Genomic DNA, 19073 nt, shown 5'->3' on the forward strand with positions numbered 1-19073 from the left:
CTCCTCCTTCCCTACCAGTTCCACAGGCGGACTTCGCCGATCTGGATGCCGCGCACGTTGGGATGTTGTTGCAGTTTCAAGATCTCTTTCGTCGGTCCGGTCACGGCGACCCCGTAGAGGCGGACGCCGTTTTGTTCGACGTAGGCGACGCGCTGTTCGAGATACAGTTCCTTGGCCCGCGCCACGTCTTCCGCCAGATGCGCGTGGTCAGCCAGCACGCGCAGGTCCTTTTTAAAATCATCCGGAGTCTTCGTCTGCGCCCGGTAGCCGACCGGTGTGGCGAGGGCGTATTCCTCGGCAAACTCCTTTTCCACCCCCGTGTCGACCGCATACCAGAGGTCGGTCAGCGAGGCGTCCTCGAACAGGGTCGGGACTTGGTTGGGCGAAACGAAGTCTTGGAAAGAGACGTACGCCTCCGCGACGGTGCCCTCCGGCAATTTGGCGAGTCGCTCCCAACCTTTTTTCAAATCGAGCTGCGTACCGGCCGTCGGGTAGGCAAACTCGATCGTTTTCCCCGTCGGGGTCTCCGGCGGCGGCGCGATGATCAGGTTGCGATGGGGCGTCTGCGGCTCGTTGAGGACAAATCGCATCTCAAACTCCCCGACTGGCTCCGGGTCGCGGCCGATCTGTTTGTAGAGATCCATCCGCGTGTCCAGCGTGAAGAACGGACGGGTGCGCACGTCGATCTGCTGATCGTCGACGTACAGGTTGGGCTCGGTCGTCTCGATGGCCGTGACGATCACGTCGCGGTTGTCGTTGGCGCGGTTGTCATACTGGCCGCCGGTGGCGTAAAAGATCAGGGTGACCAATTGCACCGTGGCGATGGCGAGCAGGACGAACAACACATTGAAAAATCCGCTGGTCAGCCGCGACTTCCATTTGCTGCGAAACAGGATGCGCCGCTCGGAGCGTTCATCGAGATCGTACAGGGCGGACCGGCGTTCGGACGAGGCGAGAGTCGACGGGTGCTCGCCCAATTCCGCTTCGAGGAACGTTTGGTACGTTTCCATTTTCTCCAGTTCTCGTTCGAACGCCGCTTGCTCCTCCTCCGTCATGTTGCCGTCGGCGTAGTTGCGCAGTTTTTGCTGAAACTCTTGCATGTCATCTGCCACGGTTGTCACTCCTTTCTTTATACTGCCGCAGGGCTTGGCGTGCGCGGAAGACCAAAATTTTAAAATGAGACAGGGTCACGCCCATCATCTCCGCCGCTTCTTTGTAGGCCAGTTGCTGGACATCGCACAGCAGCAGGGCCTGTTTTTGTTTGTCGGGCAGTTTGTTGATCCATTGTTGCGTTTCGGCCAGCTCCTCTTTGATCAGCAGGTCGCGCTCCGGCGAGTCGGTGCCGGGGATCGCGTTCAGCTCGGTGTCTTCGGAGGGGACGACGCGTTTGTTTTTTCGGTAATGGTCGATGAAGACGTTGCGGGCGACGCGGAACAGCCAAGCTTTCACTTTGTCAACTTCCGCTTTTTCAAAGGCGACGTACGCCCGATAAAAGGTCTCCTGCACCAGATCTTCCGCGACATGGTGGTCGCGGGTGAGGGAGAGCAGATACCGGTAGACATCATGCAAATAAAAACGATACAGATCATCCAATGTCCATTTTTCCATCGATGCCGCGGCTCGGCTCCCCCCTCTCTCATTTGGAACAACGCTCCGTGCGTTGAAAAGTTACAAGTATTTTGGCACAGAATACAAAAAACCTCCAGCGAGGCTGGAGGCCGATCTGTTTCCCGCATTTCTACGCGGTCAAGATGATATACAGTCCGAGGTACAAGCTGTAGCCCCCCGCCAAACAGCCCATCAAGAGATTGACGGCGCGCACGGAGCGGGCTTTCATAAAGCCCCAGGCCGAGATCAGCGACACGGCAGACGTCGACATCAACAGCCCGACGACAAACATCAGCAGGATGCCGACGCTCACGTACAGGTTGCCCAGTTGCGAGCTGTGACCGATGATCGTGAGCTGAGTCGGCGTTTCCGCACCGAGGCCGTGCACGATGCCGATACACAGCGCTCCGAGCACCCCGACGTGCATGGGAGACAGCGATTTTTCCGTGCTCGGGCGCTTCGTCAGCCGGTCGCGGAATCGGCGGCCGTAGGAAAAGACGAGGGCCCAGCGGCTTTGGTATTTGTAGTCAGGGCCGCTCTTGAACAGCGAACGCAAGATCATGCTGCCGAGGATCAACAAGGAGAGACCGACCAGCATTTCGGTGATGCGAAGCACCGACTCGGGCAGGCTCTTGCCAACGAGGATCGCCAGCAGCCCGATCAACAGGACGACCAGACCATGCCCGAGTGCATAGAAGATCCCCAGTTTCAAGCCGCGTTTCGCTTTTGTATCCGACCCGACCATGTCGGTGATCGCCGCCATGTGGTCCGGGTCCAACCCGTGCCGAAGTCCCAGTACGACAGACAAACCCATGATACTCATCCATTCCATTGAAGAGATCCTCCCTTAGTCGAACCAGCGGATCTGCTCCCTTACCTTGACGACGTCCCCGACCAGAATGATCGAGGGGTTGGCAATCTCTTCGCGGCGGGCGATCTCGACAATCGTCGAGAGCGTCCCGGTCACCGTCTTCTGCTCCGGCATCGTGCCCCAGTGGATGATCGCCACCGGCGTCTGCGGATCGCGGCCGTGGCGTACGAGTTGCTCGCAGATCTGCGGGAGATTTTTCACCCCGAGATAAAAGGCGAGTGTGTCGACTGCGGTCGCGATCTTTTCCCAGTTGATGCTCGACTGCTCCTTTTGCGGGCACTCATGCCCGGCGACCACCGCAAACGAGGAGGACAGCATCCGATGCGTCACCGGAATCCCGGCATACGCAGGCGCTGCGATGCCGGCCGTGATGCCCGGCACCACCTCAAAGGCGATGCCGTGCTCCGCGAGCACCATCGCTTCCTCGCCGCCGCGTCCGAACACGAACGGATCGCCGCCTTTCAGACGGGTGACGATCTTGCCCTGCTGCGCCAGTTCGACGAGCAGCGCGTTGGTGTTCTCCTGCGGAAAATGGCCGTCGGGCTTTTTGCCGACATCGATGAACTCCGCTCCAACACGTGCGTGTTCGAGCAGTTTCGGATTGGCGAGCCGGTCGTAGAGAATTACATCCGCTTCCCGGATGCATTCCACGCCGCGCAGAGTGATCAGTTTCGGGTCTCCGGGACCCGCGCCGACCAGATAGACTTTTCCTGTTGTCGTCATGATGTTCTCCCCTTCTCTCTTCTCTCTCTTCTCAGATCAACGTTTCTATCGTACAGCCGACGAGCAGCCAAAAGACCAGATACAGAGCGGTCGACGCATACAGGAGCCGGATCGTGCCGCCGATATGCTCCGGCGCGATCTCCTCCAGCGGATCGCCCATATAGGCACGCAGCGAGGTGACACCGTGATAGGTGTTGTACCCGCCGAGCCTGATCCCGAGCGCCCCTGCCACCGCTGCTTCCGCGATCCCGCTGTTGGGACTCGGATGCAGGCGAGCGTCGCGCCGAGCTATAAACCAAGTATTCCTACCATTATACCTGAGAATTGCAGAAGAGAAAACGAGAAACGGTAAGGTCAGACGTGCTGGCAGATAATTGGCCAAATCGTCGAGCCGAGCGGAAGCCCAGCCGAGGTGCAAATACTTGTCATTTTTATAACCGACCATCGAATCGAGCGTGTTGACCGCACGATATGCGAGAGCCAGCGGTGCGCCGCCGAGAAAGGCAAACAACAGCGGGGCGGTCACCGCATCCACGATATTTTCCGCCACCGTCTCGATGCCGCCGCGCGAGATCTCGCCCTCGTCGAGGTGTGCCGTGTCGCGGCCGACGATCCACGACAGCCGCTGCCGGGCGAGGGGCAGATCTTTTTTCAAGAGTGCCTCGTACACCCCGCGCCCCGCATCGGCGAGCCCCTTGACGGCGATCGTCGTCGAGATCAACCAGATCTCCACCGCCCAACCGAGCCAAGGGGAGATGCGGTGTGCGCCTTCGACCGTGAGCCAGGCGAGGACGTAGACGAATGGGACGAGCAGCAGCGGGAACAGCATGCCTTTCAGCCGCTGCGACCACTTTTTCTTTGAGCCGCGGGACAGGAGGCGGTCGAGCATCGAGATCAACTTTCCCATCCCCACCACTGGATGCGGGAGGCGGCGGGGATCGCCGACCAGAAGGTCGGTGACATAGGCGAGTGCGAGGACGAGAAGGTTAGCACTCATACGACTCTGTCCTCTTCTTCAAATGGGCGAGCGATGCCGTCAATGACTGATACACCGCATCGGCCAACGCATTGCCCAGTTCCGTCGCCACGCCCGCATATTGATGCACCCCTGAGTACTCGGGGTGTTGCGTGGCGGCGACGATCACCGTATCGGTCGTCGTGCCGGTGGCGACCTGACCCTCGGCGTCGAGGACACCGAGATCCTGCAGCGCGGCCGCCTTCGCCTCCGTGATCGTGATCAGGCAGTTGACCAGCGCGGCGTGCGTCAGCCGCCCGTCGATGGCGGCGATGATGTTGATCGTGCCGGCCACATAGCCGGGGTAGGTGCGCCGCTTGCGTCCGGCGCGGGCGGCGTTGCCGACACCGGCGGTGACATAGACGCGCAGTTGAAACTGCTCCCCGCTCCTGTCGCCCTCCACCACCTCGCCGACCTCCGCCGCCGTCATCATCGCCGTCGTCCCCTCGACGGGCAGCCCCAGATCATGCACCCGTTGCTCCATATCGAGGATCGGATCATCGGACGCATAGCCATGCGGCACCTGCAGATTGAGCAAATACCGCTTGCGCCCCAGCCCGCCGCCGATCAGACCGCTGGACAGCGTCTCAAACTCCCCGCTGCCGCTGACGATCAGCGCTCCGTCGCACATCTGTCTGTGAATCCACTCCCCGCCTGTTGCGCGGGCTCTCTTCATCCCGACCACCTGCCTGCTCGTTCCAACATCGAATACACCTTCTCCAGATCCAGATGACGCCGCAGATGAGCGGCGAGTTGACGATACGAGTTCTCCCGCCGCTCGGCTTCCGTCACCACATCGTCCTCCAGCGGCGCGAGACCTTTCGCCACGCGGATCTCATTCAAGAAATCACGGGTGAAGCTCCGGTTTTGGAACAACCCGTGCAGATACGTCCCAAACGCCCGGCCATCTCCCGAAACCGCCCCGTCATAGTCGCCCGACTCAAACTGTAAAAACGGCGACGTCCCCTCGCGCACCGTGCGCCCGAGATGGATCTCATACCCTTCCACCTTCGTCCCGCTCCACGTGCCGAGCAGTTGACCTTGATTGCGCACCGTACGCTTGTCGGCCACAAACGTCGTCTCTACCGCCAGCAGCCCGAGTCCCTCGACCTGATCATGCGTCGACTCCACATGCTCCGGGTCATACAGCACCCGACCCATCATCTGAAATCCGCCGCACAGCCCGACGACCCGTGCCCCCTGCTCCGCCCGCTCCCGGATCGCGGCTGCGAGACCCTGCCGCTCCAGCCAGAGCAGATCATCGACCGTGTTCTTGCTGCCCGGCAACAAGATCAGATCCGGTCGTCCGAGGCCCCGTGCAGACGTGACAAACCTCACCTCCACACCCGGCTCATCCAGCAGCGGCGACACATCGGTAAAATTCGAGATGCGCGGAAACTTGATCACCGCCACCTCCACATCGGCCCGCCCGCGATCCCTGGCTTTCAGCCGCAAAGCATCCAGCGCCAGCGAATCCTCCGGGTCGATGTCGATCTGCAGATGCGGCACCACCCCGAGCACCGGAATGCCCGTCCGCCGCTCCAGCCACTCCAGCCCTGGATCGAGCAACTCCTTGCGGCCCCGAAATTTGTTGATCACAAATCCCTTCACCCGCGCCCGCTCCTCCGGGTCGAGCAGATCCAGCGTCCCGACCAACGAAGCAAACACCCCGCCCCGCTCGATATCGGCCACCAAGATCACCGGACAATCCAACAACTCCGCGATCCGCATATTCGCTACATCGCGATCCTTCAAATTGATCTCCGCCGGACTCCCGGCTCCTTCCGCCACGACCAGCTCAAACTCCCGTGCCAGTTCATCGACCGCCTCCGAGATCATCGGCATCACCGTCGGCACAAACTCATTGCGATACGAAAACGCCTCCATGTCCGCATAGTGCTTGCCGCGCACGATCACCTCCGACGTCATCTCGCCCTTCGGTTTGAGCAGGATCGGATTCATCGCCGTCGTCGCCTCGATGCCGCAAGCCTCCGCCTGCACACCTTGGGCCCGCCCGATCTCCCCGCCGTCGCGCGTGATATACGAGTTGAGCGCCATATTCTGCGACTTGAACGGCGCCACACGCCAACCGTCTTCCCAAAAAATGCGGCACAGCCCTGTCACCAGCAGACTCTTCCCCGCATCCGAAGACGTCCCTTGCACCATGATCGCTTTCATCGAGTCACGACTCCTTTGACGAGATTCCATCGTCCCTCACTCCGCTCACAGACCACATGCCCGCCAGGGGGCACCCACAACTGTGGAAACAACCCCGCATCGCCAAACGCATACTTGGCCACCCACAGCCGGATCGGCCCCCCGTGCGTCACAGCGATCACCGTCTCACCGCCATGCCCGGCACACATCTCCTCCTGCCAGGCCGTCAGGCGTTCATCCAACGCCCGCAACGTCTCGCCTCCGGGCGGAGCCACCGTCCACGGATCGTCATACCACGCCCACAGCCGAGCACCGTCCCGAGCATGAGCCTGCTCATACGTCAGCCCTTCCCACGCGCCAAAGTCCAACTCCCACAACCGTTCCTCTGCCTCCAGTCGCATCCCCCCCACATTCATTCCAGCCGCCAGCAACACCGCCGTCTCACGTGTTCGCCTGCTGGGAGCGTGCACCAACCGTCCGACCGACTCTTCCGCCAACTCCCTGCCCAAGGCGGCAGCCTGCACCCGCCCATTCTCATTCAGCGGCACATCCGTCCGTCCGGTATATCGTCTCATCACATTCCCGTCCGTCTCCCCGTGCCGCACCAAAACCAACCTCATCTCTACCTCACTCCACCCAGCGTCAGCGCGACCAACACCACCGTCTCCGTCACCTCGCAGACAGCACCGTACACATCACCCGTGCATCCGCCAATCTTCTTCTGCGCCACACGCACCAGCCACACGGCCGCTCCGGCCGCCAACAGCACAGCCACCGCCACACTGCCCTGCAACCAAACGGCACAACCGGCGACAGCCACCGCCGCGAACAAAAAGGGCCACACCCTCTCCCACCGTCCGCCAAAGCGCAAACTGTTCGCCAAGCCGTTCTCCCGCGCATAAGGAGCCCCGTACAACACCGCCAGCATCGCAGTCCGCCCGACCACAGCCGCCAGCACCACCGCTGCCGCTTGCATCGATCCCGCAGGCAGCGCGGCCAGCGCCGCGACCTTGTTGCCGAGCAACAACACCGCCGCCAACACCCCCATCGCGCCGACGCGCGAGTCCTTCATGATCTCCAGCACCCGCTCGCGGCTGCGGTAGCTGCCAAATCCATCCGCCGTATCCATCACGCCGTCCAGATGCAGCCCCCCGGTCAAATACACCCACAGCGTCACCGTCAGCATCGCCGCCACCCACCCGGGAGCCACGACACCCAACGCCCACACCGCCAGTGCCACCGCTGCGCCGAGGAACAGCCCCACGACCGGATAAAACGGCGGACTCGCCTCCCACGCCTCCTCCTCCAACCGTCCCGGAACAGGAAACCGTGTCAAAAACGCCACCGCATGCCAAAACCCGCCCACCTGTTTCTTCATTAATTAGACAACCTCACCGGCCGCCCCGACACCAGCAGAACCATCTCCTCCGCCTGCCCGGCCAGCACCTGATTGACCTCACCGAGCAGATCCTGAAACGCCCGCCCGAGCGGCGACATCGCCACCCCGCCGAGTCCCGTTTCACTCGTCACCACCACGGATCGTTTCTCGCTCCCGCTCAAAACGTCAGCCAGCAGCCCAGCTTCCAAAAGTACTCGCCGCCGCGTCGACTCCGACCGCCACTCTTCCTCCGGCAGGTCCATCAACACCCGGCTGACCCACGTCGACAGACAATCCACCAACACACCGTCCCACCGTCCGCTCTCCAGAGCCTCCATCAGCGGCGCCACCAACTCGCCCTCCGCCTCCAGAAGCCCCCAATGCCCGGGCCGACGCTCCGCATGCCTCGCGATGCGCTCCCGCATCTCGTCATCCCACGCCATCCCGGTCGCCACATACAGCACTCGCTCCACCGTCGCGACCCGTTCCTCCGCATAGCGGCTCTTCCCCGAGCGCACCCCGCCTGTCACCAACACAAACGCCATCACGCACCTCCTTCTGTCGCTGCGGCCAACGCCCCGAGCAACCGCTCACTCTCCGCCCGCGTCCGCACCGCGACCCGATAAAAACCATCACCCAGCCCCGTATACGCCGCACAACTGCGGATCAAAATCCCCTGCCGTCCCAACTTCCCCTGCAGATCAGGCACCTCACACCGAAACAACACAAAATTCACTTCCCCGCCGTACACCTTCACCCCCGGCACCCGGCGCAGCCCTTCCACCAAAAATGGCCTCTCCTCCGCCAGCCACGCCAGCGACCGCCTTTCAAACTCCACATCCAACAGCCCCGCGATCCCGGCCGCCTGCGCCAGCGCATTCACACCCCACGGCGCGAGTTCCTTCTCCACCCGCTCCACCAACACTTTCTCTGCCAACAAAAATCCCAGCCGCAGACCCGGAATCGAATAAAACTTCGTCATCGACCGAAGCAACAGCACATTTGGATACTCTGCCAGCCGCTCCAACAACGACCCCACACCTGGCACAAAATCCAAAAATGCCTCATCCACCACCAGATGCCCCCCGCGACGCGCCAACATATCCGCCATCCGCGCCAGCGTCTCCAACTCCAGCACCCGACCGTTCGGATTATTCGGCTGCCCGATCACAAACAGATCCACCTGCTCACAAGCCGCCAAAAGCTCCTCCACCCGAGGCGCAAAATCCTCCTCCTCCCTCGTCACCACCGACAGCACCTCTGCGCCCACAACCTCCGCCGCCTCCGCATACTCCGAAAAACAAGGCTCCATCAACCCCACGGCCCTTGGCCGCAAGGCCCTCATCATCCCATAAAGGATCTCCGCCGCCCCGTTCCCGACCAACACCCGTTCCGTCGGCTGTCCGAACTTCGCCCCGAGCACCTCACGCAGCTCTCTCGCCTTCGCATCCGGGTACGCCGTCACAGCCGACAGGCTATCCTGAATCGCCTTCCACACCGACTCCGGCGGCCCCAGCGGATTGATATTTGCGCTCAAATCCAACAGTTGTTCCTTCGGAACGCCCAAAACCTTCTCCGCCGTCCACACATCCCCGCCGTGTCCAAACTTCTCAATCAACTCACTCACAACCATCACCCTTCCCATCTCTTCTGCCGCAACGGCGGGGGGAGGGGAGGTTCCGTTCGGTTCGCGAAGTCGCTGATGCTCCTATCTCACACTCACTGGAACCTCCCCTCCCCCCCTCTCACCTGAGTGCCTTTCCAAACGGCGGACACCCAGTGTGGTCGTAGGGGCGGGAGGATGTTCACTGGAGAGAGATAGGAGCGTTAGCGACTTCGCGAACGACAGGAACATCCTCCCGCCCCGCGCCACCCAACCTCCGTCCACCATCAAGCTAGTACTCAACCCCGAACACCGCCGGCACACCCTCCTCGTAATAATGCTTCACCACCTTCATCTCCGACACCAAATCAGCCACCTCAATCATCTCCTGCTTCGCCCCACGCCCTGTCACAACAACGTGCAGATAAGACGGCCTGCCCTGAATCATCTCCACCACCTCCCCCAAAGGCAACACATCATCAATCGGAAACCTCTCAATCCCCAACGCATTATTCAACTCATCCAAAACCACCACATCATACACCCCGCTCGCAATCTCCTCCTTCGCCATCGCGAACGCCTTCCGAAGAGCCTCCCGATGTTCCTCCGGCGTCTTCGTCCACGTAAACCCGACCCCAAGTTGCCGCACCTCCACCCCGAGCCGTTCCAGCGCGATCTTCTCCCCGTACACCCGCTGCGGTCCCTTAATAAACTGCAACACCAGCACCTTATACCCGCGCCCCACAGCCCGCAGCGTCAACCCCAGAGCAGCCGTCGTCTTCCCTTTCCCATCGCCGGTATACACCAGCACCATCCCGCGCCGTCTCGCCCGATCCACCAAACCTACACACTCCTCTCCCGCGCAAAAGCCCTTGCTTCCTCCACAAATCTCCTTGCCACCTCCGGATTCGAAGGAAAATACAAATGCGTATACCCGGCAACCAACCGCCCACCGGCATACCCCTCTTCCTTCTCCCCGCGCAGCCCTTTCACCCGATACGCGTACGCAAACTCCCCCAACTCCGTCAGAGTCGAATAGTGGAACTCATGCCCCCGCACCGTCTCCCCAACAGGCAACAGAAAATGCCCGCCAACAGCCGTCGCCTCCCGATACCCGAGAGCCGCCAACTTCCCCTGCATCTTCACCTCACCCGGCACCACGCCGCACATCTCATGCACAACGCCGTCGCGATCAGCCAACGAAGCTCCGAGATACATATACCCCCCGCACTCCGCCAACGTCGGCAACCCGCCCAAAACCCGCTCCTTCAAATCCTGCCGCGCATCGGTATACCCGGCCAGTTCCCCGGCAAACTCCTCCGGAAACCCGCCGCCGATATACAAAGCCCCCGCATCCTCCGGAACCTTCTCCCCGGCCAGGGGACTAAAAAACACCAACTCCGCCCCGAACCTCTCCAACAGTTCCAAATTCTCCGGATAATAAAAATTAAAAGCCGCATCCCTCGCCACCGCGATCTTCACCCCGGCCGCCTCTTCAACAGCCCCGCCAAACAAACCCGCCTCACACTCATCCAAATCAGGAGCACTCCGCGCGATCTCGATCACCCGATCTACATCCACAAACTCCTCCACCAAATCGGCGAGCCGGTCAAACAACGGAGCCAACTCCCCCCGCTCCACAGCCGGAACCAACCCGAGATGCCGCTCCGGGATCTGAATGCCCTCCGTCCGCACAAACCCGCCGAGCACCGGCACCTCACACTCCTGCTCAATCGCCGCCTTGCACAGCGAAATATGCCCGGCACTTCCAGCCTGATTGCACACAACGCCTGCCAAAGACACACCCTCCGACAGCGTCGCAAACCCTTTCACAATCGCCGCCGCCGACCGCGCCATGCTCGCGATCCCGACCACCAAAACAGCCGGAGCCTCCAGCAACATCGACACCTGCGCCGTGCTTCCTTGATCCGACCGAGGGTCTTTCCCGTCGTAAAACCCCATCACGCCCTCGATCACCGAGACATCCGCGCCCTCACTCCCGCGCAGAAAAATCTCCTTCATCACATCGGCCGACGCCATCCACGTATCCAGATTTCGCGACGGTCGTCCCGTCACCGCCGTATGATACGTCGGATCGATATAATCCGGCCCCACCTTAAAACCTTGCACCGTCAACCCGCGACGCCGTAACGCCGCCATCAACCCCAGCGTCAACGTCGTCTTCCCGGCTCCGCTTCCGGTGCCGCCGATCACAATCCTAGGTCTGTGCAACCTCCGCATGAACACCTGCTCCTCCCGGCACCCGCGCCATCGAAATCGTCACATTGCCCGACTTCTTCTTCTCCAAAATCCACTCCTCAGCCCCTGCCGACAACAAAGCGGCAGGCTCCGACACCCCATACGCCCCGGTGTACTTGAACACCGTCTCAGACGGATTCAACAACTCCACCCGATTCAGCTCCTCCGGCGCATACGTCACCAATTCCCAGCCATACTTCTCGCACAGCACCAGCAGCCCGGCCTCATCCTTCTTCAGATCGATCGTCGCCACATTGCGCACACTCTTCACCGACAACCGCAGTTCCGACAGCGTATCGAGCACCACCGCCTCGATCTCCTCAAAGGAAGTCCCGCGGTTGCACCCGATCCCGAGCACCAGCGACTTCGGCCGATACACCACCGTATTGCGCAGCAAAACGGCCGACTCCACCTCACTCAACTCCCGATCCGTCACGATCAGGGCCGCCTTCCACCAATCGGCGAGCTCCACCGCCTCCGCCGCACTTCCGACCACGCGGATATGCTCCGGCAACGGCTTCTCATACGTCCACCACTCGCGCTCGCCAGCTTCCTGCACCAGCACGACCGGCTCCTCATTCACCACCGACGCGGACACCGGCGTGGCATGCTCAAAACTCTCGATCACCCAGCCGAACTGCCGCCCGAACATGTCGACCGGAATCGTCTTCTGCACATCGGAGGCAGTCGTGATCACCGGCGCCGCTCCGATCAACTCCGCGACCACCCGCGTCAACTCATTGGCCCCGCCCAGATGCCCCGACAGCACCGAGATCGCAAACTGCCCGCGATCATCGACCACCACCACGCCCGGATCGGTCTTTTTATCTTTCAAAATCGGCGCGATCATCCGCACCACCGCCCCGAGCGAGATAAACTGGATGATCCCCGTATACCTCGCAAACAGATCCGGGAGAATCAATTTGACCGATCCTTCAAACAGCCGGATGCCCTTCTCTTCCTCATCGCCGCGGGCGAACTTGCTCATGTAATACAAATCCGCCCCCGGCAGTTTCTCGCACAGTTCCCTCGCCATCTCCACTCCGTGCTTGGTGATCGCGACAATCGCATACGGGTTCGACATCAGGTCGTCACCCCTTTGCGGAACTTGTGGGTAAACTCCTTGTCGTACAATTTCGAACGATGCTCATCCCGGTCCACCAGCGTCGGATCGAGCGCCCATCCGGCCAAGATCATCGCATGCGAGCGAATTCCGTTTTCCTTCATCGCCTCATCCAGCCCTTCGACCGTCGTGCGCACGATCTTCTGATCCGGCCACGACGCCCGCTGCACCACCGCCACCGGCGTCTCCGGTGCCCAGCCCGCGTCGATAAATTCCTTCATCACTTTCTTGGTCAGCGTCGCGCTCAGATACAGGGCGATCGTGCAATGATGCTTCGCCAGATCGGCCAATTTTTCGCGCTCCGGTACCGGCGTCCGTCCTTCCGCACGGGTCAAGATCACCGTTTGCGACAACTCCGGCACCGTCAATTCCGCACCCAGCGCAGCCGCCGCCGCAAACACCGACGACACCCCCGGCACATTTTCAAACGCGACGCCTTCCTTCTTCAGCAACACCATCTGCTCCAGGATCGCCCCGTACACCGCCGGATCGCCCGTATGCATTCTGGCTACGCTCTTGCCTTGGGCCACGGCCGCTTTCATCACATCGACCATCTCTTCCAGATCCATCCCCGCACTTTTCAGCACGGTCGCATCCGGCTTCGCTTTGGCGATCAGGTCCTCGTTGACCAACGAATCGGTGTACAGCACCACATCCGCCTGTTGCAAAATGGTCAGACCTTTCACGGTGATCAGATCCGGGTCGCCCGGTCCTGCGCCTACGATGTACACTTTCGGTTCCAGCACCATCATGATTTTCGCACCACCATCAGCGTGAGATAGTTGAGTTCCTGCCCGCGCAGTTCCTCGACGTTTCGCCAAACCTGTTCTTCGCCGGACGTGACCTTGGTGACGACCGACGCGTTTTCCTTCAAGCCCAGTTCTTCCAGGATGCCGATCATCTGATCGATCACTTTCGCCACCTTGATAAAGACGACCGTGTCATGCGACTCGAGCGCCTGCTTCATCGCCTCGCGATCCTCCGTCGCCGGGACGATGGCAAACAGGTCGTCGCCGTCCGCCAGATGCAGACCGAGTCGTGCCGCCGCTCCCAGTGCCGACGAGATCCCCGGCACCGACACGATCTCCACGTTCGGATGCGCCTCCTGCATGCCGCGCGCCATATGAATCCACGTCGAGTACAGATTGGGATCGCCTTCCGTCACGAACGCCACGTCCTTGCCCTGTTCCAGCAACGCATAGATGTCGCTCGTCACTTTTGCCCACGCCGTCTTCAACGTCTCCTCATCTTTCGTCATCGGAAACACCAGCCCGAGCATCTCCTTCTCACCGGGACGGACATACATCTCCGCGATCTGATGCGCATAGCTCTTGCTGCCTTGCCGCTTCTTCGGATAGGCCACCACATCGACCTCTTTCAAGATCCGAAACGCCTTGACCGTGATCAACTCCGGGTCGCCGGGACCCACTCCCAGACCGTACAGGCGGCCTGTCTTCGTCGCTGTCGTCATTCTGTCTCCTCCTCCGCCTTTGCGTTCCACGCTGTAATGATCCAGATCGGGTTCAACCCTTCAAACCGTGTCAGGTGCAAGACCGGCTTGCTCCTCGCCACCTGCAACTGCGTGACCCGCGTCTTCATGCCAAGTGCCGCAAACGTCTGCGTCGCTTCATACAGCGTCTCGATCGTCGCCGCGTTGAGCACCACGCGCCCGCCTTCCCGCAACCGCTCCGAGCAGATGCGCAACACCTCGCCCATCTCGCCGCCCGAGCCGCCGATAAACACCGCGTCCGGGTCCGGCCACTCGTCCAGCCCCGCCGGCGCCTTGCCGTGCAAAAGCGTCAAGTCGGCGCGATATCTCCGCCCGTTCTCCCGCGCATTTTCCAGATCGGCCTCGTTTTTTTCGATGCCGTACACGTGCCCTTCACTGGCCACTTTCGCCGCTTCAATCGCGACCGATCCGGTGCACGTCCCGATGTCCCACACGATGCTGTCCCGCTTGAGTTGCAACTCCGAGATCGACAGCACGCGCACTTCCCGCTTGGTGATCAGCCCTTTGTCCGGCTTGCGTTGGGCAAACTCCTCGTCGTCGATCCCGAGCGCCCATCTGCGCACCTTCGCTTCTTTCTTCCGCACCAGCACGACCACGTTGAGCGGCGAACACTCGATCTCCGCCGCTTCCTCCAACTCCAGCAAACGGCACCGCTCTTCCGCCCCGCCAAGATTTTCCGCGATGAACATCCGGTACTCGGTCATCCCGTAATGAAGCAGATAGCAGGCGATCACCGACGGCGTATTTTGATGATCGGTCAGCATCGCGACCTTCTCCCGTCCGTCGATGCGCTGGGCGAGGCCCTTGATGCTTTTGCCGTGCAAGCTGTGGATGTACGCATCCTGCCAGCCCAACCCGAGCCTCGCAAACGCGAGTTGGATCGACGACAGATGCGGGTGGATCACCACGCCTGCCACTTTCGACGCCAGATAGCTCCCGATGCCGTAAAACAGCGGATCACCCGATGCCAGCACGACCACATTGCGTCCGGTCGACCGCTCTTCGATCAGTCGCTCGGTCAGTTCGGTCAGCTTCCCGGTGATCGTCACCTTTTCCCCGGCAAACAGCGGGAAAAACTCCAGATGCCGCTCCCCCCCGACCAGCACGTTCGCCCGCTCGATCACCGCCAGCAGGTGCGGAAACAGCCCTGCCGCCCCATCATCGCCGATCCCGATGACATGGATCTCATTTTGAATCATCAACAGTCGCCCTCCCCAACAGATCGCCTTTCATCGTCGTCAGCACCGTCTCCACACAGAGCCCGCCGCCGACCTCTTGCAACGCGTGTCGGCACGCATGCAGGCTCAGCTCGACAAAAAATCGGTCCAAACCGGCTGCGGCCATGATGTCGCCCACCTGCGAAGCCGTGTTGGCCCCGCGTATTTCCTCCCGCATCTCCGGCATCGCCCCGCAGCCCGCCGCCACGTCCGCCAAAAATTCAAAATCCACCGGAGCCGATTTAGAATGCACCATCATCACGCCCTGCGCGATCTTTGAAAATTTGCCCATCATGCCGACGAGAGAGATTTTTTTCGCCCCTTGCCGCTTGCCGTGACGCAGAGAAAATCCGACAAAGTCGCCCATCTGAATAAACGCTTCCTGCGGCAGTTCCGGGAACATCCGCATCGCGTATTTCTCCGATGAGCCGCCTGTGGTCAGCACCAGATGCTCCACACCGCCTGCGCGGGCGACTTTGATCGCCTGCACGACGGACGCCTGATACGCCGCCGTTGAAAAAGGGACGACGATGCCTTTCGTGCCGAGGATCGAGATGCCGCCGATGATGCCGAGCCGCTCGTTGAGCGTCTTTTTGGCGATCTCTTCGCCGTCCGGCACGGAGATCACCACGCGCACACCCCGGTCGATGCCGTACTCGTTCAGCACGTCGGCCACCGCTTGCCGCAGCATCCGGCGCGGCACAGGGTTGATCGCCGCTTCGCCGACGGGGACGGGGAGACCTGGCTTGGTGACGCGGCCGACGCCGATGCCGCCGTCGAGCTCATATTCGCCCGACGCCGACCACGAGACCTCGGAGCGGATCAACGCCAGATGGGTCGCATCCGGGTCGTCGCCCGCGTCTTTGATCATGCCGCAAATCGTCATTTCCCGGGAAACTTCGAGCTGTTCGACAGCAAATGTCGCCACTTCGCCGATCGGCAAGCGCAGTTCGACACTCGCGACAGGCTCGCCTGTGATCAGCGCTTGGAGCGCCGCTTTCGTCGCCGCCGTTGCGACGGCGCCGGTGGTGTAGCCGTGTCGCATCTGCGACGGGTCTTTCTCCTCTTCCTTTTTGCGCATTAGCCGCGCTCGGCCATCAGCGAGATCGCATTCATCGCCGCGACCGAGACCGGGCTGCCCCCCTTGCGTCCGATGTTGGTGATAAACGGCACGTCGCCGTCGATCAGTTTCGCCAGTTCATCCTTCGACTCGGCAGCGGAGACAAAGCCGACCGGCATGCCGATCACCAGCGACGGTCTCGCTTCGCCGATTTTGATCAGACGAATCAGTTCCAGAAGGGCGGTCGGCGCGTTGCCGATGACGAAAATGCCGTCCGGCTGCTCGGCGACCGCTTTGCGGGTGGCGATGATGGCGCGGGTGAGATTGTGCTGTTTCGCTTCAGCGGCCACGTCCGCGTCGGAGATGTAGACGCGCACGTCACCGCCGAATTTTTCAATGCGCGGTTTGGAAATGCCCGACTGGATCATCTGCACGTCGGCGTAGACGTTTTTGCCGGCGCGGATCGCTTCGATGCCGGCACGCACCGCATCGCGGTGGAAGACCATGCTCAGGCCCAGGTCAAAGTCGGCCGATGCGTGGATGACGCGCTGGACGACCGGGTATTGTTCTTCGGTGAACGGGTGCGGGCCCAGTTCCTCGGTGATGATGTTGAAGCTGTAGGCTTCGATCTCCTGCGGTTGTACGGTCAACGGGATAAAATCAGTTTTGAAGTCCATGTGCCACTTCTCCTCTCAGACGTTTCAGATGTGCGAGCACCGGCTCGCTTTCGCTGTACACATCGCCGTACGCAAGGCCCGGACGGCCGATGACGATCACTTGCAGGCCCAGTTCCAGCGCAGATTCGACCTTTTCGTCGACGGCGCCGACTTTGCCGCTTTCCTTGGTGATGACGACGTCGGTGTTGTAGTTGCGGTAGAGGGCGATGTTGAGTTCTTTGGAAAACGGGCCTTGCATGGCGATGATTTGCTTTTGTTCAAGGCCGAGTTCAGCGCATTTTTCCATGTTGTCGAGGCGGGGGAGCATGCGGGCGACGAGGTGGACGCCTTCGACGCCGAGCAGCCGTTTGGTGAAGATGCCGAGCGTTTTGGAACCGGTGGTCAGCATGACCGTGCCTTTCAGTTCAGCCGCTTTGTCGGCGGCGGCCGCGTAGTCGTCGACGAAGTGGAGGTTTGGGTGGGCTTGAAATTGCAGGGCCGCGCGTTCGAACCGGATATACGGGATGCCGCAGGCTTGCGTCGCCGCCATCGCGTTTTTGTGCGCTTCTTCGGCAAACGGATGGGCTGCGTCGACCACGACTTGCACCCCTTGTTCCCGGAACAGCGCGATCATCTCCTCCAGCGTCAGCCGCCCGACGCGCACCGGCAGCCCGGCTTCTTCCAGACTCTTCGCCGCACTGTCGGTCACCACCGACGTCAACACCTCATGCCCCGCCTCGCGGACCTGCACCGCCAGCTCGCGAGCGTCGCTCGTGCCGCACAATTGAAAAATCATAACCCCCCAACCTCCAACCGCTTCGCCGCAACATGATCGTGATCGTGTTCATGTCCGTGTTCATGTCCGTGTTCATGTCCGTGTTCATGTCCGTGTTCATGTCCGTGTTCATGTCCGTGTTCATGTCCGTGTTCATGTCCGTGTTCATGTCCGTGTTCATGTCCGTGTTCATGTCCGTGCTCATGTCCGTGATCATGTCCGTGATCATGTCCGTGATCGTGCCCATGGTCGTGATCATGATCATGATCATGATCATGATGATGGTGATGCCCATCCATCGCGGCCAGCCGGAACTGGCAATTGTCGCAGTTCATCTTGGCCTCGCCGCGTGCGGCCTCTTCCACGCGGTCGCGCAGGATCTCGATCAGCGCGTCGTGGAATCCAAAATACCCGGCCAGTTGCATCGGCACCTCCCGGTACTGCTCAGAAAACTCCAGCAACATCGCTTCCATCCGCTTGATCAGTACGCCCGTGAACAGAAAATACGGCAGCACGTACACCCGCTTTGCCCCCAGGCTCACACAACGCCGCATCCCCTCTGCAAAATCAGGCTGTGTCACGCCGATATAGCACGTCTCCACATACCGCACCGGCACCTTCTCCCACAGCAGCCGCGCCACTTTCATCAGATCGCTGTTCGCATCCGGGTCACTGCTCCCGCGCCCCACGATCAAGATCGCATCCTCGCTGCGTTCCTGCCCGGTCTCCCACGCATATCCCGCCTCGCGCAACCGTGCCGCCAAGATCTCCAGCGTCAACGGATGCACCCCGATCGGCTTGCCATACGCAAACGTCACGTCCGGATACCGCACTCTCGCCTCATCGATCTCATGCGGGATGTGCAGTTTCGAATGCCCGGCTCCGAACAAAATAATCGGCACCAACGTCACCTGCGTCGCGCCCGCCGTCACACAGTTTGCGATGCCCTGTGCGATATTCGGCTTGGCAAATTCCAAAAAACACGTCTCCACCACCGGATACTCTCCGGCGAGCCGCTCCCGCACCCGCTCGGCAAAAGCGAGCAGTTCCTCATTGCCCTGCGGATCGCGGCTGCCATGTCCGACCAGCAAAATCGCCTGTTTCATCGCGTTCGCTCC

21 protein-coding genes are annotated in these 19073 nt (G+C 61.1%); all 21 read right to left on the reverse strand.

Annotation, left to right across the window (positions count from 1 at the left end; translation table 11 throughout):
* Nucleotides 1-11 precede the first annotated feature (11 nt).
* Nucleotides 12-1112, reverse strand: a complete 1101-nt coding sequence (locus OS242_RS04730; protein ID WP_267150506.1) for an anti-sigma factor — start codon at nucleotides 1110-1112, stop codon at nucleotides 12-14.
* Nucleotides 1102-1608, reverse strand: coding sequence for a sigma-70 family RNA polymerase sigma factor (locus tag OS242_RS04735; RefSeq protein ID WP_267150507.1), 507 nt, complete (start codon nucleotides 1606-1608; stop codon nucleotides 1102-1104). Before OS242_RS04735 ends, OS242_RS04730 begins: the two co-directional genes overlap by 11 nt.
* 130 nt (nucleotides 1609-1738) lie before the next feature.
* A complete protein-coding gene (locus OS242_RS04740; RefSeq protein ID WP_267150508.1) occupies nucleotides 1739-2440 on the reverse strand; it encodes a HoxN/HupN/NixA family nickel/cobalt transporter in 702 nt (233 codons plus the stop codon).
* 15 nt (nucleotides 2441-2455) lie between these two features.
* Nucleotides 2456-3202: a uroporphyrinogen-III C-methyltransferase gene (gene cobA, locus OS242_RS04745; RefSeq protein WP_267150509.1), complete on the reverse strand. Its 747-nt coding sequence runs from the start codon at nucleotides 3200-3202 to the stop codon at nucleotides 2456-2458.
* 31 nt (nucleotides 3203-3233) lie between these two features.
* Complete coding sequence (gene cbiB / locus OS242_RS04750) at nucleotides 3234-4199, reverse strand: adenosylcobinamide-phosphate synthase CbiB (RefSeq protein WP_267150510.1); 966 nt, start codon at nucleotides 4197-4199, stop codon at nucleotides 3234-3236.
* A complete protein-coding gene (locus OS242_RS04755; RefSeq protein WP_267150511.1) occupies nucleotides 4189-4893 on the reverse strand; it encodes an adenosylcobinamide amidohydrolase in 705 nt (234 codons plus the stop codon). The genes cbiB and OS242_RS04755 overlap by 11 nt, the downstream gene beginning before the upstream one ends.
* Nucleotides 4890-6395: a cobyric acid synthase gene (locus tag OS242_RS04760; protein ID WP_267150512.1), complete on the reverse strand. Its 1506-nt coding sequence runs from the start codon at nucleotides 6393-6395 to the stop codon at nucleotides 4890-4892. The genes OS242_RS04755 and OS242_RS04760 overlap by 4 nt, the downstream gene beginning before the upstream one ends.
* Complete coding sequence (locus OS242_RS04765; protein ID WP_267150513.1) at nucleotides 6392-6994, reverse strand: histidine phosphatase family protein; 603 nt, start codon at nucleotides 6992-6994, stop codon at nucleotides 6392-6394. The genes OS242_RS04760 and OS242_RS04765 overlap by 4 nt, the downstream gene beginning before the upstream one ends.
* Before the next feature lie 2 nt (nucleotides 6995-6996).
* Nucleotides 6997-7752: an adenosylcobinamide-GDP ribazoletransferase gene (cobS, locus tag OS242_RS04770; RefSeq protein ID WP_267150514.1), complete on the reverse strand. Its 756-nt coding sequence runs from the start codon at nucleotides 7750-7752 to the stop codon at nucleotides 6997-6999.
* Complete coding sequence (locus tag OS242_RS04775) at nucleotides 7752-8297, reverse strand: bifunctional adenosylcobinamide kinase/adenosylcobinamide-phosphate guanylyltransferase (RefSeq protein WP_267150515.1); 546 nt, start codon at nucleotides 8295-8297, stop codon at nucleotides 7752-7754. Before OS242_RS04775 ends, cobS begins: the two co-directional genes overlap by 1 nt.
* On the reverse strand, nucleotides 8297-9379 hold the full coding sequence (gene cobD, locus OS242_RS04780; protein ID WP_267150516.1) for a threonine-phosphate decarboxylase CobD: 1083 nt from the start codon (nucleotides 9377-9379) through the stop codon (nucleotides 8297-8299). The genes OS242_RS04775 and cobD overlap by 1 nt, the downstream gene beginning before the upstream one ends.
* A gap of 268 nt (nucleotides 9380-9647) precedes the next feature.
* Nucleotides 9648-10193: a cob(I)yrinic acid a,c-diamide adenosyltransferase gene (gene cobO, locus OS242_RS04785; RefSeq protein WP_267150517.1), complete on the reverse strand. Its 546-nt coding sequence runs from the start codon at nucleotides 10191-10193 to the stop codon at nucleotides 9648-9650.
* A gap of 5 nt (nucleotides 10194-10198) precedes the next feature.
* Complete coding sequence (locus OS242_RS04790) at nucleotides 10199-11596, reverse strand: cobyrinate a,c-diamide synthase (protein WP_267150518.1); 1398 nt, start codon at nucleotides 11594-11596, stop codon at nucleotides 10199-10201.
* On the reverse strand, nucleotides 11574-12698 hold the full coding sequence (locus tag OS242_RS04795; RefSeq protein WP_267150519.1) for a cobalt-precorrin 5A hydrolase: 1125 nt from the start codon (nucleotides 12696-12698) through the stop codon (nucleotides 11574-11576). Before OS242_RS04795 ends, OS242_RS04790 begins: the two co-directional genes overlap by 23 nt.
* Nucleotides 12698-13486, reverse strand: a complete 789-nt coding sequence (gene cobM / locus OS242_RS04800) for a precorrin-4 C(11)-methyltransferase (RefSeq protein WP_267150975.1) — start codon at nucleotides 13484-13486, stop codon at nucleotides 12698-12700. The genes OS242_RS04795 and cobM overlap by 1 nt, the downstream gene beginning before the upstream one ends.
* Nucleotides 13486-14208, reverse strand: a complete 723-nt coding sequence (cobI, locus tag OS242_RS04805; protein WP_267150520.1) for a precorrin-2 C(20)-methyltransferase — start codon at nucleotides 14206-14208, stop codon at nucleotides 13486-13488. The genes cobM and cobI overlap by 1 nt, the downstream gene beginning before the upstream one ends.
* Nucleotides 14205-15446, reverse strand: coding sequence for a precorrin-6y C5,15-methyltransferase (decarboxylating) subunit CbiE (gene cbiE, locus OS242_RS04810; RefSeq protein ID WP_407702083.1), 1242 nt, complete (start codon nucleotides 15444-15446; stop codon nucleotides 14205-14207). The genes cobI and cbiE overlap by 4 nt, the downstream gene beginning before the upstream one ends.
* On the reverse strand, nucleotides 15433-16545 hold the full coding sequence (locus OS242_RS04815) for a cobalt-precorrin-5B (C(1))-methyltransferase (protein ID WP_267150521.1): 1113 nt from the start codon (nucleotides 16543-16545) through the stop codon (nucleotides 15433-15435). The genes cbiE and OS242_RS04815 overlap by 14 nt, the downstream gene beginning before the upstream one ends.
* Nucleotides 16545-17201 carry a precorrin-8X methylmutase gene (locus OS242_RS04820; RefSeq protein ID WP_267150522.1) on the reverse strand — a complete coding sequence of 219 codons (657 nt, stop codon included), beginning with the start codon at nucleotides 17199-17201 and terminating at the stop codon, nucleotides 16545-16547. Before OS242_RS04820 ends, OS242_RS04815 begins: the two co-directional genes overlap by 1 nt.
* A complete protein-coding gene (gene cobK, locus OS242_RS04825; RefSeq protein ID WP_267150523.1) occupies nucleotides 17185-17976 on the reverse strand; it encodes a precorrin-6A reductase in 792 nt (263 codons plus the stop codon). Before cobK ends, OS242_RS04820 begins: the two co-directional genes overlap by 17 nt.
* Nucleotides 17973-19061 carry a sirohydrochlorin chelatase gene (locus tag OS242_RS04830; RefSeq protein WP_267150524.1) on the reverse strand — a complete coding sequence of 363 codons (1089 nt, stop codon included), beginning with the start codon at nucleotides 19059-19061 and terminating at the stop codon, nucleotides 17973-17975. The genes cobK and OS242_RS04830 overlap by 4 nt, the downstream gene beginning before the upstream one ends.
* Between the last annotated feature and the right edge of the window lie 12 nt (nucleotides 19062-19073).

Origin of the sequence: Tumebacillus lacus (assembly GCF_026410385.1) — a bacterium.
GTDB classification, from domain to species: domain Bacteria; phylum Bacillota; class Bacilli; order Tumebacillales; family Tumebacillaceae; genus Tumebacillus; species Tumebacillus lacus.

Bases quoted from the DNA above. Each gene is read 5' to 3' on its own strand.
- cbiB (WP_267150510.1), bottom strand. From the start codon at position 4,199: ATGAGTGCTAACCTTCTCGTCCTCGCACTCGCCTATGTCACCGACCTT.
- cobS (WP_267150514.1), bottom strand. From the start codon at position 7,752: ATGAAGAAACAGGTGGGCGGGTTTTGGCATGCGGTGGCGTTTTTGACA.
- cobI (WP_267150520.1), bottom strand. From the start codon at position 14,208: ATGACGACAGCGACGAAGACAGGCCGCCTGTACGGTCTGGGAGTGGGT.
- OS242_RS04790 (WP_267150518.1), bottom strand. From the start codon at position 11,596: ATGCGGAGGTTGCACAGACCTAGGATTGTGATCGGCGGCACCGGAAGC.
- OS242_RS04820 (WP_267150522.1), bottom strand. From the start codon at position 17,201: ATGGACTTCAAAACTGATTTTATCCCGTTGACCGTACAACCGCAGGAG.
- OS242_RS04830 (WP_267150524.1), bottom strand. From the start codon at position 19,061: ATGAAACAGGCGATTTTGCTGGTCGGACATGGCAGCCGCGATCCGCAG.
- OS242_RS04795 (WP_267150519.1), bottom strand. From the start codon at position 12,698: ATGTCGAACCCGTATGCGATTGTCGCGATCACCAAGCACGGAGTGGAG.
- cobM (WP_267150975.1), bottom strand. From the start codon at position 13,486: ATGGTGCTGGAACCGAAAGTGTACATCGTAGGCGCAGGACCGGGCGAC.
- OS242_RS04815 (WP_267150521.1), bottom strand. From the start codon at position 16,545: ATGCGCAAAAAGGAAGAGGAGAAAGACCCGTCGCAGATGCGACACGGC.
- cobA (WP_267150509.1), bottom strand. From the start codon at position 3,202: ATGACGACAACAGGAAAAGTCTATCTGGTCGGCGCGGGTCCCGGAGAC.
- OS242_RS04735 (WP_267150507.1), bottom strand. From the start codon at position 1,608: ATGGAAAAATGGACATTGGATGATCTGTATCGTTTTTATTTGCATGAT.
- cbiE (WP_407702083.1), bottom strand. From the start codon at position 15,446: ATGATTCAAAATGAGATCCATGTCATCGGGATCGGCGATGATGGGGCG.
- cobK (WP_267150523.1), bottom strand. From the start codon at position 17,976: ATGATTTTTCAATTGTGCGGCACGAGCGACGCTCGCGAGCTGGCGGTG.
- OS242_RS04765 (WP_267150513.1), bottom strand. From the start codon at position 6,994: ATGAGGTTGGTTTTGGTGCGGCACGGGGAGACGGACGGGAATGTGATG.
- OS242_RS04755 (WP_267150511.1), bottom strand. From the start codon at position 4,893: ATGAAGAGAGCCCGCGCAACAGGCGGGGAGTGGATTCACAGACAGATG.
- OS242_RS04760 (WP_267150512.1), bottom strand. From the start codon at position 6,395: ATGAAAGCGATCATGGTGCAAGGGACGTCTTCGGATGCGGGGAAGAGT.
- OS242_RS04775 (WP_267150515.1), bottom strand. From the start codon at position 8,297: ATGGCGTTTGTGTTGGTGACAGGCGGGGTGCGCTCGGGGAAGAGCCGC.
- OS242_RS04740 (WP_267150508.1), bottom strand. From the start codon at position 2,440: ATGGAATGGATGAGTATCATGGGTTTGTCTGTCGTACTGGGACTTCGG.